Genomic DNA, 16,500 nt, shown 5'->3' with positions numbered 1-16,500 from the left:
TCACTTCTCCATCTCACGCTTGGACCGACCGCCGAAACTGTCGATGAGCAGATTGACCCCCATGGTCAGGGTGGCGATGGCGACCGCGGGTACCAGCACGGCCGGGGCACCCTCGCCCAGACCCAGAATGTTCTCGCGCACCAGCGAGCCCCAGTCGGCGTCCGGCGGCTGGATGCCCAGGCCGAGGAAGCTCATCGCGCTGAGCAGCAGCACCACATACACGAATCGCAGGCCGAAATCGGTCAGCACCGGGCGCAGCATGTTTGGCAGCACTTCGATGAAGATGATGTAGGGCATACCTTCGCCACGGGTGCGGGCGACCCGGACGAAGTCCATGGTCATTACGTTCACCGCCGAGGCACGGGCGATGCGGAAGGAGCCTGGCATATAGGCGAAGGCCGCCATCAACAGCAGCACCGGCACCGAGGAGCCGAACGAGGCCACCATGAGCAGAGCGAAGATCTTGTTCGGAATCGCGATCAGCGTGTCCTGGATACGGCTTATGGCTGCATCGATCCAGCCACCGGAGGCAGCCGCCACCAGGGCCAGCACCAAGCCGGCCGTGCAGGCCAGTAGGGTCCCCACCAATGCCACGCCGATGGTGTAGGGGGCGCCATGCAGCAGCCGGCTGAGGATGTCGCGGCCCAGGAAATCGGTACCCAGCGGATACTCCAGGCTGAGAGGGCCGAAGAACTCGTCGCTGACCAAGGCATTGGCGTCGTGGGGCGCGATCAGCGGACCGATGAAGGCCATCAGGGCCCAGAACAGAACGATCAGCAGCCCTATAAGTCCGCCGACGGACAGACGGAAGCGGCGCTTGCGGGGCACGACGGCCCCATCCCCTGCGTTTGGTTTCGCTGGATTAGTGCTCAGTTTCATTTGCGCAGCCTCGGGTTGGACAGAATTGCACAGAGGTCGGCGAGCAGCACCAGCACCAGAAAACCTAGGCTGAACAACATCACGCATGCCTGTACCAGTGGCAAGTCACGGGTGATCACGCCGTTGACCAATAGCGTCGCGACACCCGGATAGTTGAAAATCGACTCGACGATGACCACGCCGCCGAGCAGGTACGACAGGCTAAGGGCGACGGCGTTGACGATCGGCCCGATGGCATTGGGCAGCGCGTGGCGCAGCACCACGCGGATCGGCCGTGCCCCTTTGAGAATTGCCATTTCGACATAGGAAGCGCTGAGCTGATCGATCACCGCGGCGCGGGTCATACGCGCCATCTGCGCGGTCAGCACGCAGCACAGGGTCAGCACCGGCATGGCGTAGACCCGGACCAGTTCGCCCAGCGTTTCAACCTCGACATCGCGCGACAGCGCCGACAACCAACCTAGCTTCACGGCGAAGATCAGCACAGCGACGGTGGCGATCAGAAATTCCGGGACGGACACGGCGAACACCGCCGCCATGTTGCTGTAGCGGTCGAAGATCGAGCCGCGGTACATCGCCGAGAGAATGCCGATGGTCAACGCCAGCGGCACCGAGACCAACGCCGCGATCGCGGCCAGACGCAGGCTGTTAGGTAGCCGGCCTGCGATCATTTCGTCGACCGCCATGCCGTTGACCAGGGAGATACCGGGATCGCCGGTGACCAGCCCGCCCAGCCAGAAGAGGTAACGCAAGTACACCGGCTGGTCCAGGCCGAGCTGCGCGCGCAGGGCCGCCACCGCTTCCGGGGTCGCTTCCTGACCGAGCTGCTCCTGAACCGCATCGCCGGGCAGCAGGCTGGTGAGGAAGTAGACCACCAGCGACACGATAAGCAGCGTGAGCACGCCTACCGCCAATCGACCAATCACAAGGCGCGCAATGGTGCTGTTCATAACTGAACCCTTTTCTTATATGACGCCGCCTGCACGACCCTGCAGGCGGCGCCTTGGTTATCGAACCTGCGTCAGGCATCCAGCCAGACGCGTTCGGCGAACATGTAGCCCATCAGGCCGCCGAGCGGATGCGGCGAGAGCCCTTTCAGCTTGGCGTTGTGGCCGTCGAGGCTGCTGTTGAACTGCGGGATACCGATGCCACAGTGCTCATGCACCAGCACCTGCATGTCGGCGTACATCTGCTTGCGCTTGGCCTCGTCGGTCTCGCCGCGGGCGGCCAGCAGCAGCTGGTCGAACTGCTCGTTCTTCCAACCCGATTCGTTCATGCCCGCGTCGGACTGGAAGAACAGGCTGAACAGCAGATCCGCGGTCGGCCGCGTACCGACGTTGCCGAAGCCCAGCGGGTGCTTCATCCAATGGTTGGACCAGTAGCCGTCGGACGGCACTCGCTTGATATCGAGCTTGAGGCCGATCTGCTGGCCCGAGAGCTGCAGCAACTGGGCGATATCCACCGAGCCGGTCGCGGCTTCTGAACACACAAGGGGCAGGGTGCGCCCGGCCATGCCGGATTTCTGCAGATGGTACTTGGCCTTCTCCGGGTCGAGCTCGCGTTGCGGCAAACCGGCGAAGTAGTAGCGGTTGCTCGGGGCGATCGGTTGATCGTTGGCGATGGTGCCGTAACCGCGGAAGGCGACCCGATTGATCTGCTTGCGATCGAGCAGGTGCTTCATCGCCAGGACGAAGTCCGGATTCTGTAACGGGCCCAGTTCGTCGCGCAGCACCAGGTCGGTGTAGCCACCGGTCTTGGTCTCCATCAGGGCGACCTTGGGGTTATCCTGGATGCGCGAAACCGAACGCGGGTTGACCGGGTTGATCAGATCCACGTCACCGGCCAGCAGGGCACTGATGCGCGCTGCCTCGTCGGGGATGGCAAAGAATTCGATCTCGTCGAGGTAGGGCAGGCCCGGCTTCCAGTAGCTGTCGTTGCGCTTGGCGATCGAGCGCACGCCGGGCTGGAACTCGGCGCACTTGAACGGCCCGGTGCCATTGGCGAGAGTGAAATCGGTGGTGCCGTCGCGCACGATAAGGAAATGCGTGGTGGCGAGCAGGGACGGCAGGTCGGCGTTGGCGCTGCCCAGGCGGATCTGCACCTCGTGCGGGCCGACGGCCTTCACTTCCTCGAGCTGCTTGGCGATGGTCAGCACCTTGGAACCGAGCTCCGGCACCTTGTGACGGTTCAGCGAATAGACCACGTCGGCCGAGGTGAACGGCTTGCCGTCGTGGAACACCACATCCTTGCGCAGCTTGATGGTCCAGGAAGTTGCGTCGCTGGTGTCGAACGACTCGGCCAGGGCCATCTGCGGCGCCAGCTGATCGTCCAGCGTAGTCAGACCGTTGTAGAACATGTTGTGGCGGCAATAGTCGGTGTAGTTCCCGCCCTTGGCCGGATCCAGCGTATCGGCGGTGGAACTGGTGGCGCTGGCGACCTTGATGCGGCCGCCGCGCTTGCCCTTCCCTGCAGCCGTAGCCGTGGAAGTGGCAGCGAAGGCCTGGCCCGCCGAGCCGAACAGGCTACCTGCGCCTGCCACCGCCATACCCGCCAGCCCCAGCATGCGCAGCGCATCGCGGCGCGACATGCCGCGATTGAGCCCTTCGAAAATACGTTGGCTCTGCTCACCGCTAATCAGTTGGGTTTCGATATTGTTCTTGTTGTCAGTCATATCGTTCTACCTGTCGATAATTGGAAGGTTCGAATGTCCGCGATCAAGCGGAGCGACCTGGTAACGCAAACGACGGTGAATCAACAATCCAGCTCGTTCGGGATAACTCTCCTTAACCAGAACATGCTCAGTGCAAGTAGTCCTGAACCCGGTAATAGGCGCCCACCAACGGCAGGAACCAGGGCTTGCCGAAGTGCCCGGGAATCGCCGGCCAATTGAGTTCCCGCCAGGGGTTGGCCTCGGCTCGCCCCCCCATGACGTCGGCCATCACCTGGCCCATGTGCACCGACATCTGCACACCGTGGCCGCTGTAGCCCATGGAGTGGTAGATACCGCCGTGCTGACCTGCCCGAGGCAGCCGATCCGACGTCATGTCCACCAGCCCGCCCCAGCAGTAGTCGATGCGCACATCACCCAGTTGCGGGAACATCTGTGCCAACGCCGCCTGCAGCACTTTGCCGCTCTTCGCGTCGGAGTTGCCGCCGGACATGGCGAAGCGAGCCCTGCCGCCGAATAGCAGGCGGTTGTCCGGGGTTACCCGGAAGTAGTTCCCGATCATCCGACTGGTGACGTACGAACGCTGTTGCGGAAGCAAGCGGGCCAGCACATCCTCGGGCAGCACTTCGGTGGCGATGATGAAGCTGCCCACCGGTACGATGCGCCGCCGGTACCAGCCCAATCCGCCGTGCTGGCTCGCGCCAGTTGCCATCAGGATTTGCCCGGCCTGCAGACTGCCCCGGCTGGTGTCGACCCGATAGCCAGCAGCGCTGGCCTTCCAGCCCTGCACGGTGGTCCGCTCATAGACCAGCGCGCCGCGCCGCGCCGCGGCTTCGGCCAGACCGATGCCGAAGCGGCCGATGTGCATCTGCACACCATTGCGCTGCAGCAGGCCACCGTGGAACCCAGGTGAATCCACTTCGTCACGAATCTGCGAGGCGGACAGCAGCTCGACGTTGGCATCGACCTCTCGGCGAATCAGCTCACAGGTCCGCGCCAGCCCCTCGTAATGCTGGGGCTTGGCCGCGAGCTTGAGCTTGCCGCTGCGCCTCAGGTCACAGGAAATATGCTCCTGCTCGACCAACGTGACGACACTCTGCACCGCACTTTCATAGGCGAGGTAATAATCGCGCGCGCGCTCGGCACCAAGACTGGCGACGAGCCCGGAGTAGTCTTGGGCCACCCCAGTGTTGCAATGCCCGCCGTTGCGCCCTGAAGCTTCACCGACCACCCGCCCGGCCTCGAGCACGACCACGCTCGCACCCTTGAGGGCCAGTGCGCGGGCGGCCGACAGACCGGTAAAGCCACCACCGACGACAACCACGTCGACCTGCGCCGGCAACGCACCCGTCTGCGCCCCAGTGAACGCCGGTGCGGTGTCGAGCCAATAGGAATCGCTATGCATCTCCAACCCCTCGTGCAATGTTGCGATTAGAGACCGACCAGAGCAGCCAGTCCGCCGATGTCCGCAATCTGCCGGTAGCTGTAGCAGGCGTTACCGGGCTGCTCGTGGCCGCGGGCGACGAAGGCCTTGTTCTTGATCTTCATGTCGTCGGCGGGCATCAGGTCGTAGCGGAAGCTCGAGGACACGTGCAGCACGTCTTCCGGGCTGCAACCGAGGCTGTCCAGCATGAACTCGAAGGCAGCCAGACGTGGCTTGTAGGCCTGGGCTTGCTGGGCGGTAAACACCTTGTGGAAAGGCGCACCGAGCTTGTCGACGTTGGACATGATCTGCTCGTCCATCGCGTTCGAGAAGATCACCAGGGGGATCTTGTCGGCGATCTTCGACAAGCCGGCCGGCACGTCAGGATGGGGACCCCAGGTCGGCACGGCATCGTAGTAATGCTGCCCCTCGTCGCGGCACTCGATCCCCCAGCGCTTGCAAGTGCGAGAGATAGCGCTCCTGAGAATTTCATCGTAAGGCCGCCAGTCCCCCATCACCTCGTCCAGGCGATAAGCGGCGAAATCCTTGACGAACTGATCCATCTGCCGAGCGGGCACGCGATCGGCGAACAGCTCTCGGGTCATGTCGCCCATCTGGAAATTGGTCAGGGTTCCGTAACAGTCGAATGTGATGTACTTGGGGCGAAGAATGCTCATGGCGCAGTCCTGGTGTCTTGTTGGTGTGGTCGCGTCCGGCATCGGCTCCGGTCGGGGCGGGGCCTGAAGCGACGCTGCACTGCCAGATAATTACAGCACCGCGAATCCAGCAGATGACGTTAAAAAAACTCAGCCCTCGATACAAAGCACCGTTTTACGGGCCGGCGCCAGCAGACTTTGCGGAGCGCTCCAGAGGCGGGCAAAGCCCCGGTCTACGCACCCTTACGGGGCCTTCCAGCGCGCGTCCGAGTGCTCTTCTCAATCGAGGAACGGCAGATGCTGCGCCGAGCCCAAATAAAACGGGCGCCACTCAGGGCGCCCGCGGCAAATGCACGATCACTGGGGGTAGCAAGCGCCTGCCCGGCGCCCTCAATCGGCAATGTCGATCAGCACGCTCTTGAAGCGCAGGTTGGCTTCGAATGCCTCGCGCCCCAGATCCTTACCGATACCTGAACGCTTGAATCCGCCGGTTGGCAGGACGTGATCGTTGCTGCGCCCGTAGCGATTGACCCACACCGTGCCGGTTTCCAGGCCACGAATCAGGCGCAGCGCGCGATTGAGGTCGGCCGTGTGCACGCCAGCAGCCAGCCCGTAAGTAGGATGCTCGGCCAAGTGCAGGGCCTGCCCCTCGTCTTCGAAGGTCTGCACCGTCAGCACAGGGCCGAAGATCTCCTCGCGGACCGCCGGGCTCTGGCTGTCACCCACGCTGAGCAGTGTCGGCTGGTAGTAGGCGCCGCCCAGCCCCTCGATCATCCCGCCACCTGCCAGCACCTCGGCGCCGGCCTGCCGCGAACGCTGGACGATGCCGTCGATCCGCTCGGCCTGCTGGCTGGAAATGATCGGAGACAGGGTGGTTTCCGCCGACCAGGTATGGCCGGGGCGCAGCTCTCGGAAGTAGCCCTGCAGGTAAGCCACGAACGGCTCAAGGATCGAGCGCTCGATGATCAGCCGCGAACCCGACACGCAAACCTGCCCGGCATTGCCGGTGATACCCATGGCCACACTGCGCGCCGTCTTCTCCAGATCCGGAACGTCGGCGAACACCAACTGCGGGCTCTTGCCGCCGAGTTCGAGGGTCACCGGCTTCGGCCCGACCTGCGCACAGGTCGACATGATGCTCGAACCGGTAGCAGTGGAGCCGGTGAAGGTCACCTTGCCGACTCGCGGGTGACGGCACAGAGCGTCGCCGGTGATCTGCCCGTTGCCCTGCACCACGTTGAAGATGCCCGCCGGAATCCCCGCCTGCACCGCCAGTTCGGCATAGCGCAGAATGGAGAAAGGAGTCAGCTCCGAGGGTTTGAGGACCACCGCGTTGCCTGCCGCCAGCGCCGGCGCGACCTTCCAGTTGGCCATGCTCAGCGGGAAGTTCCAGGGCGCGATGGCCGCAACTACCCCGTAGGGCTCGGCAATCTGCATGCCGAGGCGATCACGCTGGGTCGCCGCGACCTGGCCGCCGTGCTTGTCGGCCAGCTCCGCAAAGAAGCGCAGCACTTCGGCCACGTAGGGGATGTCCCAGCCCAGCACATCCTTATGCGGTCGGGTCGAGCCGATCGCCTCCAGCGGCGCCAGCGTCGCCGCATCTGCCTCGATCAGATCCGCCCAACGGCGCATGGCCCGGGTCCGCTCGCGGGGTGGTCGGGTGGCCCAATCGCTCCGGCGGAAAGCCGTCCAGGCACTCTCCACAGCCTCGTCGACCATCATTGCATCGGCGATCGGAAGCGGGGCGTAGTACCGGCCGTCCGAGGGCCGAACGACTTCCAGCCCAGGCAGAGCTTCGCGGTATCTCCCGCCGATGAAATGGGCACTGCGCACCTTGACGATGCTGGGGTCGAAACTATTCATGAGGTACTCCAGATGGGGGGCCAAGCCCCTGTTCGGCCGGTGGAACGCCAGGCCTCCATGCTAGAAAAATCCCTCAAGCATTTGCTGCCGACCTTGACACCCCCTTGAGTAGCAACTGTGGTTTCGAGGCCCCTCCCGCGCCGAATCTGCCGAATTGCTACCACCTCCTTGTCACTGCCCATTTCGGGTGGGATATAGCCTCCAATGAAGCGGATCGCCGCCGTTTGCCGCCACCCGTCACGGAGAGCATTCATGTCTGAAGCACGTCGCCCCGACTATCCCTATCGCTCGATGAACGCTGCCGACGTCGCAGCCACCCACGCCCTTTCCGTCCGCCTGAATTGGCCGCATCGCCAAGAGAACGGGGCCATGCTGCAGCGCCTCGGCGAGGGGTATGTAGTGGAGGACCAAGGCAAGTTGATTGGCAGCGTTGTCACCTGCCCGCAGGGCGAGTTCGCCACAATTGGCATGGTGATCGTTAGTGACGAGTACCAGAGGCGCGGTATCGGCCGCCGGCTGATGGAACTGGCGCTCGACACCTGCGGGCCGAGCACTGCAGTGCGCAATGCCACCCTGGCCGGGGCGACGAGCAGGCCCAGCAGCTAATCGCCACCCTGCTCGCACGGGTACCGGGTGAATACGTACGCATTGATATTCCCGCCAACAGCGGCCTCGGCGCCTGGCTGGAGAAGGCTGGACTGAAGCGTGTCGACCAGGCCGCGCAGATGGCTCGCGGTACGCCGCCCCAGGCGACCGGTGGGGTCCGCCAGTTCGCCCTGGTGACCCAGGCCATCGGCTGCCCCCCCCTTTTCAACGTCACTCTGGAGAAATCATTCCATGTCAGAACTCACCGTCCTGATGCTGGCCCGCGCCGACGGCAGCGCCAATGCCACCCGCTTCACCGCAGAACCCCTGGGTCCTGAGGACCCGTTCGGCGCAGTGCGCCAGTTGGCCTTCGCCGCCGCCAATGACATGGCCGCCGGCCTGATCGAAGCGAGCGGCACCTTCAGCATCGCCGAATACCCCTACTCGGAGACGGTCGTGGTCCACGCTGGGCAGCTCACCCTGAAGAGTGCGGGCCAGAGCCTGCTACTCAAGCCCGGCGACGGCGCAGTGATCGGCCGCGGCACGGTGCTGCTGCTTGAGGCGGAAGCGGGCTCGCGCTGGGTCTTCTGCGCCGACATTCAGTCCGTCGCCCAGCGCCAGCCCGGGCTCACCGCCCTCAACCCGCTGCAGCATCTGGCCCCTTCGGGCGGCCCGGACGCGGAGATCCTGATCAGCCCCGCACCGCAGTGCCGCTCACACAGTGCCTTCATCGAAGATCCGACCAATGTACGCGTCGGCATCTGGGACTCCACGCCCTACACGCGCCATGGTCGTCCGCACAAGCTGCACGAGCTGATGCACCTGATCGAGGGGCGCATCATCCTGCGCGATGCAAACGGCATCGAGCTGGTCGTGAACACCGGCGACACTATCTACGTGCCGCGCGGCGCGCACTGCGCCTGGCAGAGCGATATCTACGTACGCAAGATCTATGTAGTGAAGTGACCCTCCGACTTAAGCACTAACTACGAAGCGACCTGCACGCCAGCAGCATGAGTTGGCGGGTAGCCGACTGGCTAGAGTGGCTTCAACTGGCACTGCAGCTGCCCTAGGCACGCTCACTCTTTCAGGAATGCTTCGTAGAGCACTTGCGCGCCTTTGTTGCCCAGGAAGCTCAACCGCTTCGCTAAAACGGCACCTGGCCGGTGAGGTAGCCAAGCTACCAGCGTGGTCGTTACAACCACGCTTACCCAGCGCGCCAAGCCCGGCGCACAGTAGAAAGCCCCTCCAGCAAATTACCGGAAAGGGCTTGGGCTCAGCCTGATTGATCAGGCTGCGTTCATGGCTTTGTTAGTGTCGATCAGGTGCTGCACCACTCCGGGATCAGCCAGCGTGGAGATGTCGCCGAGGGCGTCGTACTCGGCGACGGCGATCTTGCGCAGGATACGGCGCATGATCTTGCCCGAGCGGGTTTTCGGGAGGCCCGGCGCCCACTGGATCACGTCCGGGGTGGCGATCGGACCGATCGCCTTGCGCACCCAGGCTTTCAGTTCCTGGCGGAGTTGCTCGGACGCCACTTCGCCAGCGTTCAGGGTGACGTAGACATAGATGCCCTGGCCCTTGATGTCATGGGGCACACCGACCACCGCCGCTTCGGCCACTTTCGAGTGGGCGACCATGGCGCTTTCAATCTCGGCGGTGCCCATGCGGTGGCCGGAGACGTTCAGCACGTCGTCCACGCGACCGGTGATCCAGAAGTAGCCGTCTTCATCGCGACGAGCGCCGTCACCAGTGAAGTACATGCCCTTGAAGGTCTTGAAGTAGGTGTCGACGAAGCGGTCGTGGTCGCCATAGAGGGTACGGGCCTGACCCGGCCAGGAATCGATGATCACCAGATTGCCCTCGGCGGCGCCCTCGATGAGGTTGCCGAGGTTATCCACAAGCGCCGGCTGCACGCCGAAGAAGGGACGCGCCGCGGAACCCGGTTTCAGCGGGTGAGCCCCCGGCAGCGGGGTCATCAGGCAGGCGCCGGTCTCGGTCTGCCACCAGGTGTCCACGATCGGGCAGCGGCTCTGACCGACGTTCTCGTAGTACCAGTGCCAGGCTTCCGGGTTGATCGGCTCACCCACCGAACCCAGCAGGCGCAGGCTGGAGCCGTCGGCACCTTCGACCGCGGCCTTGCCCTCGGCCATCATGGCGCGGATGGCGGTGGGGGCGGTGTAGAGGATGTTGACCTTGTGCTTGTCGACGATCTTCGCCACGCGAGTCACGTCCGGGTAGTTCGGTACGCCCTCGAACATCAGGGTGGTGGCGCCATTGGCCAGCGGGCCGTAGACCAGGTAGGTGTGGCCGGTGACCCAGCCGATGTCGGCGGTGCACCAGAAGACCTCGCCCGGACGGTAGTCGAACACGCGCTCGTGGGTCAGCGAGGCGTAGACCAGGTAACCGCCGGTAGTGTGCATGACGCCCTTCGGCTTGCCGGTGGAGCCGGAGGTGTAGAGGATGAACAGCGGGTCCTCGGCGCCCATTTCCTTCGGCAGGCAGGTGGAGCTGGCCACCTTCATCAGGTCCTCGAACCAGATGTCGCGATGCGGGTTCCACTTGATGTCGGCACCGGTGCGCTTGCAGACGATGATCTTCTGCACGCTGCTGGTTTCCGGGTTGGTCAGCGCGTCGTCGACATTGGCTTTCAGCGGCACCTTCTTGCCACCCCGCAGCCCCTCGTCGGCGGTGATCACCACCTTGGAGCCGCAGTCGATGATGCGGCCGGCCAGCGCCTCGGGGGAGAAGCCACCGAACACCACGGAATGGATGGCGCCGATGCGGGTGCAAGCCAGCACGGCCACCACGGCTTCCGGAATCATCGGCATGTAGAGGGTCACCACATCACCGCGATGCACGTCCTGGCCACGCAGGGCGTTGGCGAACTTGCAGACCTGCTCATGCAGTTCGCGGTAGGTGATGGTGCGGCTCTGGGACGGGTCGTCGCCTTCCCAGATGATCGCGGCCTGGTCACCACGGGTTTCCAGGTGGCGGTCCAGGCAGTTGGCGGAGACGTTGAGGGTGCCGTCGGCGAACCACTTGATGTCGACGTGGTGATCGTCGAAGGAGGTCTGCTTCACCTTGGTGAAGGGCTTGATCCAGTCCAGGCGCTTGGCCTGCTCGCGCCAGAAGCCGTCGGGGTTGATGACGGATTGCTGGTACATGGCTTTGTAGGTCGCTTCGTCGGTGAGGGACTGGGCGGCCACTTCAGGGCGGACCGGGTACAGGGAAGCAGCACTCATCTTTCTTACCTTGGGGAATAGTTGTTGTTGATGCGGCTGCACGCCGCCTATTTCGCAGTATCCGGGGCGGGACTCGCCCTATCGAAAACTCCCGTGATCGCCAAGCGCAGGCGGATACCCGTACCAATGACTCGCTCGTACCAGGCGAACAATTGATTGCCTAGCAGGAGATGGCCATGGCACGCCGAAAGCCAAACGCGGAGGTGCTGCTGCACTCGGATAACGCAGCCAATACTGTGGCCCACCAAACAAGCACCCATGGCAGCCAGTTAGCGTCAAGCACGCCACTGCGCTATGCGGTCCTGGATCCGATAACTGCCGATCATGACTGGCAGAAACCAGGGATTGCCGCGATAGAAAGGGATCGCGGGAGGCGGTGCGAAATCGAAGGTGGTGCGCGCGCGCTCGTTATTTCCCATCAGCTTGTGGGCTGCACGCATACCAATCCAGGGCCCCCAGACCACACCCGAACCACAGAAACCCGTGGCATAGACGATGCCGTCTTTCTCGAAAATCCTGGGCAGCATGTGCCGGTTCATCGCCACATTGCCGAACCAACTATGTGAGAGGCGAACGTTCGCCAGTTCCGGGAACAGGCTCACCAGCCCTTGCCGCAAATAGAGCTTCGGCGCCTCCGGATCACCTGTGCGAGAACTGTCGCGCCCCCCCAACAGAATGCGCTTGCCATCGGGCGAGGGGCGGTAATAGAAGCCCAGTTGGCGCCCCTCGATCATCATCATCTGCTTTGGCATCAGCCGTGCCATCAGCTCGGGCGCGAGCTCCTCGGTGGCAATCATCCGGCTGCGAACCGGCACCAGGCGGCGCCTCAAAAAGGGCACGGCGCCATCGGTATAGCCGTTCGTGCAGACCAGGACCTGCCGCGCCTGCACTGTCCCTGCGGAAGTTTTGACGCGAAACACCGAACCATCCCGCTCTATCGAGATCACTGATGTTGACGAATGAACAGTCACCCCTGAAGCGAGCGCCACCCGCAGGAGCTCCGCATGGAATTTGGCCGGATGCAGCCCTCCGATGTCCATTCGGACAGTGCCGCCGCGGTAGAAGTCGGTACCGACGTAGTTACGCTGCTCGGCATAGGGGACCGCATATGCCTCGATCCCGAGCTTCTTCGCCAACGCTTCGGCACCCCGGGCCATCTTCTCGTACTGTTCGAACCCGATTGCACCTTTGAACTGGCCGACCAGTTGAAAGTCGCACTCGAGCCTTTCGCTGCTGATGAAGTCATAGAGGAAGTCGCGCGCGACCTTGCCTTCCGCCTCGACTTCCATCGCCTTCCGTTCGCCGAAACGCCGGGTGATGGTGACGTAATCCGGGCGGATGCTGCCGCTCGTCATGCCGCCGTTGCGAGAGGATGCCCCCTCGCCCGGATTCATCGCATCGAACGCGGCAACCGACCGCCCCTCCCGCGCCAGTGCCAGCCCAGCTGAAAGCCCCGCATAGCCCGCCCCAACGATCGCCACGTCAAGCATCCTGGCCAACGGCTGGGACTGCAGCGGCATTACCGGTGCCGATTCCCACCAATAGGGCGTGCTTTTGTCTGCAATCTTCGACTCATGCATGGCGCTGCTCGATTCAATATCCGCGGGACCGATCGATAACGTCTGTGAGTGGCTCACCCCGTTGATGACGGCGAACGTTCTCCATCAGGATGGGGGCCGCCGTCTCTGGCTGGGTCATGCTCGCCACATGGGGCGTCAGAAACATCCGTGGATGCGCCCAGAAAGGGTGATCCGCTGGCAGAGGCTCGGGTTCGGTAACGTCAAGAATCGCCCGGGAAATCTGACCCGAATCCAGCGCCTCGAGCAGATCAGCATCGACCAGGTGAGGACCACGGCCAACGTTGATCAGCGCTGCCCCGGCGGGCAATGCCGAGAACAACTCGCGGTTCAGGATACCCTTGGTGGCCGGAGTGAGCGGCAGCAAGCAGATCAGGATGTCGCACCCCTCGAGAAACGGCTGCAACTGGTCGGGGCCGGCGAAACTCTCGACGCCGTCGACGTGGCGCGGCGAGCGATTCCAACCGCGTAGCCGGAAGCCGTAGGCCGCCAGCCGCTGCAGAACGGCGCTGCCGAGGGAGCCCATGCCCATGACGCCAATCGTGCGGGATGAGGCAGGCGGAACTTCAAGGGGTTCCCAGGTGCGCGCCGCCTTCGCCGCCACATAGTCGAAGAAGTCCCGGTGCAGGGCCAGGACGGCGAGGCTCACATATTCCACCATGCCGTTGATGATGCCTGGCTCGACCATTCTGACGATGGGAATGTGTGCAGGCACGGCGGAAAAATCGACATGATCGATTCCCGCTCCCGAGGAGAAGAGCACCTTCAGCTTGGGCAGTTTGGCGATGAATTCCGCCGGCGCCTGCCAGGCGATCAGGTACTCAATTTCGCTGAGGTCACCGGCGTCAGGCCAGACGCGGAAGTCAAGGTCCGCAGCGTGCTCGGCGAAGTAGTCCGCCCAGGCAGCCGCACGTGGTGCATCGGATCGATAGAGAATGCTCATGTGGATACCTACCAGCCTCCTACCCAGCCGTCGAACAGCCCTTCGGGAAGGGTCTCTTCGTCGGCACCGCGGAGAAAGTCGAAGTCGCAGCCGCGGTGCGCCTGCTCGATGTGTTGGTTGTAGAGGTTGCGATAGCCGCGCACGTGCTGCGACAGCGGTGGCTGCCACGCCTGACGTCGACGCTCGAGCTCTTCCGGCTCCACGCAGAGTTCCAGCCGGCGAGCGGAAACATCCAGCTCGATGATGTCGCCATCGCGCACCAGGGCGAGCGGACCACCGATAGCGGCCTCGGGGGAAACGTGCAGCACCGCGGCGCCGTAGGCGGTACCACTCATTCGCGCGTCCGAGACGCGGAGCATGTCGCGAACACCACGCTCCATCAGGTGACGCGGCAAGGGCAGCATGCCCCACTCCGGCATTGCCGCCCCCACAGGACCGGCGTTGCGCAGAATGAGCACGCTGTTCTCGTCGATACCAAGCGCCGGATCGTCGATACGGTCGGCAATCGTCTGCACATCTTCAAAGACCACCGCACGGCCACGATGCCGGAACAGTTTCGGGTCGGCGGCGCAGGTCTTCATCACCGCCCCGTCCGGCGCCAGGTTGCCCTTCACCACGACCAATGTCTCGCCAGGTTTCACCGGCTTGTCCAGCGGGCGAATGACATCCGCATCGACGACTTCGACGGTCTCGATGATCTCGCCGATGGTGCGTCCATCGACGGTCCGCGCATCCAGGTGCAGCAACGGTTTGAGGGTCTTCAGCAGCGCAGGTACGCCGCCCGCGGTCATCAACCGCTCGGTCAGGTGCTCGCCGGCAGGTTGGACGTTGGCGATCAGCGGCACACGGCGGGCGATCTCGTCGAAACGTTCCAGGGTCAGCGGCACGCCAACGCGTCCGGCCAGCGCCAGCAGGTGAATGATGACGTTGGTCGAACCACCCACTGCGCAGAGGAGAGTGATGGCGTTGTCGAAGGCGCGCGCGTCGAGGATCTCGTCCGGACGCGGCGCGCCTTCATTCGCCATGCGCACACTGCGACGACCCACTTCGCGGGCGAACTGAATGCGCAGCCGGTCGACCGCCGGAACCAGGCTGCTGCCCGGCAGCGACAGACCCAGCGCCTCGCAAACTGCGGCCATGGAAGAGGCGGTGCCCATCTCGGCGCAGTGACCCGCCGTTCCCATCACGGTACGTTCGAACGCCGCGAAATCGCCTTCGGAAAGCTCGCCAGCGCGCAGCTTGTCCACCAGGCGCCAGACGCCGGTGGCGTTCGCCAGGTCCCCACCGGTAGACGAACGCGGCGTCGCCGGGCCGCTGGCGAGGAAGATGCACGGTACTCCGGCACTCGCGGCACCCATCAACAACGCCGGCTGGGTCTTGTCACAACCGCCAAGCAGCACTACCGCATCGAATGGATAGGCACGAATGGACTCTTCGGCCTCCATCGACAGCAGGTTGCGGAATGGGAAGGAGGTCGGCTTGATGATGTTCTCGCTCAGCGACATCAGCGGCGCCTCGAACGGGATACCACCCGCTTCGAGAATCCCCACCCTCACCTCTTCCGCCAGGGCGCGAAGATTGAGATTGCATGGATTGATGTCGGACCAGGTGTTCAGGATCCCAATGACGGGACGCTCCATCAGGTCCTCGCGGCTCCACCCAGATGCCGCCAGGGTCGAGCGGTGAACGAAGCCGGGCAGGTCGTCCTTTCGGAACCAGCGCGCGCTGCGCAGCGACCGACTCTTGTTAGATTCATTATCGCCCATGACTTCATGCCTTTTAGAAACTATGGTGAGAGCAACTATATTCGAACCCCGAGAGAATCATCTGCCGTTTGCGCCAAGCATTCAGCACGAAGGCGCATAAGAAGCAACGCAATCAGCACATGCTGGCGACGAACAAACATATGCTGAAATAGGCCTTCAGCTACCCGTCGCATTATCGACAGCGCTACGCACTTTTATATTGATCCCCCCATGAAGGCGAAATCTGGAACGTCTGATGGCCTTCAATAACCTGTCGCCAGGATCCTGAAAAGAGTCAGTAGATTAATCTTCGGTCAGCCACAGCTGCTTAGGTCTTGCGGGCTCGTGGCGCTAGCTGAAAATCGCGACAGAATCTCCCGCCGGATTGGCTTCCGGTGTCCGCGCAGCACACAGCTTGGGCGCCCTTTTCAACACCGTACCGTTCATTTCGATCGGGGTTTGAAGCCGAGGCATCCACGTAAAAACGCCTGACTTCCACGACTTCTGGATGGGCATCAAAGGCCCCTGCTCTCTGCCGCAGCACCAGGAGCGACGCGGGTCTTCGTGGTAAATCGCCCAGGACTCCCAAGCTCTAAGGGGCGAATCGCCCCGTACTCAGGCCGCCTGTCCATATGGCTGGCATCAATGGGCTGTCCATGCCCAATCAGCACAGATGACTGCAGGCTATCCAGCTACCCGCAAGAGGGGGGGAATGGGGCCGTATGCTGTGCGCCCTCGAAAAACGGTGTTTTTTGCGGTTCTACCCCCTCGCATCGAAAGCATCTTTTATTCCTTTCGCTGTTTAATCCTCTCCACGGTGTGAATGTGAATGCAGCCTACTCTGGAGCCATTGCTTCGGAATGCCGCTTACACCGAGTAAACAATTACGACACAGGCCCGAAGGCAGGAAACTCAA

At 63.2% G+C, this 16,500-nt stretch carries 11 protein-coding genes and 1 pseudogene; 2 read left to right on the top strand and 10 right to left on the bottom strand.

Features of this window, described 5'->3' with window-relative positions:
• The 6 genes from TQ98_RS13050 to TQ98_RS13025 form a co-directional block, all read right to left on the bottom strand.
• Positions 1-828 carry an ABC transporter permease gene (locus TQ98_RS13050; RefSeq protein WP_242443115.1) on the bottom strand — a complete coding sequence of 276 codons (828 nt, stop codon included), beginning with the start codon at positions 826-828 and terminating at the stop codon, positions 1-3.
• A gap of 47 nt (positions 829-875) precedes the next feature.
• Positions 876-1,829 (bottom strand): ABC transporter permease, encoded by a 954-nt coding sequence (locus tag TQ98_RS13045; RefSeq protein WP_044870118.1) that lies wholly within the window; start codon positions 1,827-1,829, stop codon positions 876-878.
• 71 nt (positions 1,830-1,900) lie between these two features.
• Entirely contained in the window at positions 1,901-3,550 is a 1,650-nt protein-coding gene (locus tag TQ98_RS13040; RefSeq protein WP_044870117.1) for an ABC transporter substrate-binding protein, read from the bottom strand.
• Between the two features lie 127 nt (positions 3,551-3,677).
• Positions 3,678-4,952, bottom strand: a complete 1,275-nt coding sequence (locus TQ98_RS13035) for an FAD-binding oxidoreductase (RefSeq protein ID WP_044870116.1) — start codon at positions 4,950-4,952, stop codon at positions 3,678-3,680.
• 26 nt (positions 4,953-4,978) lie between these two features.
• Positions 4,979-5,647 carry a haloacid dehalogenase type II gene (locus TQ98_RS13030; protein WP_044870115.1) on the bottom strand — a complete coding sequence of 223 codons (669 nt, stop codon included), beginning with the start codon at positions 5,645-5,647 and terminating at the stop codon, positions 4,979-4,981.
• Positions 5,648-6,016: 369 nt separating this feature from the next.
• Entirely contained in the window at positions 6,017-7,489 is a 1,473-nt protein-coding gene (locus TQ98_RS13025; protein WP_044870114.1) for an aldehyde dehydrogenase family protein, read from the bottom strand.
• A gap of 252 nt (positions 7,490-7,741) precedes the next feature.
• Here TQ98_RS13025 and TQ98_RS13020 point away from each other — a divergent pair.
• A pseudogene (locus TQ98_RS13020) lies at positions 7,742-8,286 on the top strand (GNAT family N-acetyltransferase); the annotation flags it as partial.
• A 40-nt stretch (positions 8,287-8,326) separates the two neighbouring features.
• Positions 8,327-9,040, top strand: coding sequence for a cupin domain-containing protein (locus TQ98_RS13015; RefSeq protein ID WP_044870113.1), 714 nt, complete (start codon positions 8,327-8,329; stop codon positions 9,038-9,040).
• 323 nt (positions 9,041-9,363) lie between these two features.
• Here TQ98_RS13015 and acs read toward each other — a convergent pair whose 3' ends face one another.
• From acs to TQ98_RS12995, 4 genes are all read right to left on the bottom strand, one after another.
• Entirely contained in the window at positions 9,364-11,319 is a 1,956-nt protein-coding gene (gene acs, locus TQ98_RS13010) for an acetate--CoA ligase (protein WP_044870112.1), read from the bottom strand.
• Positions 11,320-11,594: 275 nt separating this feature from the next.
• A complete protein-coding gene (locus TQ98_RS13005) occupies positions 11,595-12,899 on the bottom strand; it encodes an FAD-binding oxidoreductase (protein WP_044870111.1) in 1,305 nt (434 codons plus the stop codon).
• A gap of 13 nt (positions 12,900-12,912) precedes the next feature.
• Positions 12,913-13,839 (bottom strand): glyoxylate/hydroxypyruvate reductase A, encoded by a 927-nt coding sequence (locus tag TQ98_RS13000; RefSeq protein WP_044870110.1) that lies wholly within the window; start codon positions 13,837-13,839, stop codon positions 12,913-12,915.
• Between the two features lie 8 nt (positions 13,840-13,847).
• Positions 13,848-15,605 carry a dihydroxy-acid dehydratase gene (locus tag TQ98_RS12995; RefSeq protein ID WP_044870109.1) on the bottom strand — a complete coding sequence of 586 codons (1,758 nt, stop codon included), beginning with the start codon at positions 15,603-15,605 and terminating at the stop codon, positions 13,848-13,850.
• Positions 15,606-16,500 lie beyond the last annotated feature (895 nt).

Origin of the sequence: Pseudomonas sp. LFM046, assembly GCF_000949385.2 — a bacterium.
Taxonomy (GTDB): domain Bacteria; phylum Pseudomonadota; class Gammaproteobacteria; order Pseudomonadales; family Pseudomonadaceae; genus Metapseudomonas.
The sequence above is the reverse complement of the archived record's forward strand: the minus strand, read 5'-3'. Positions and strand labels throughout refer to the sequence as shown.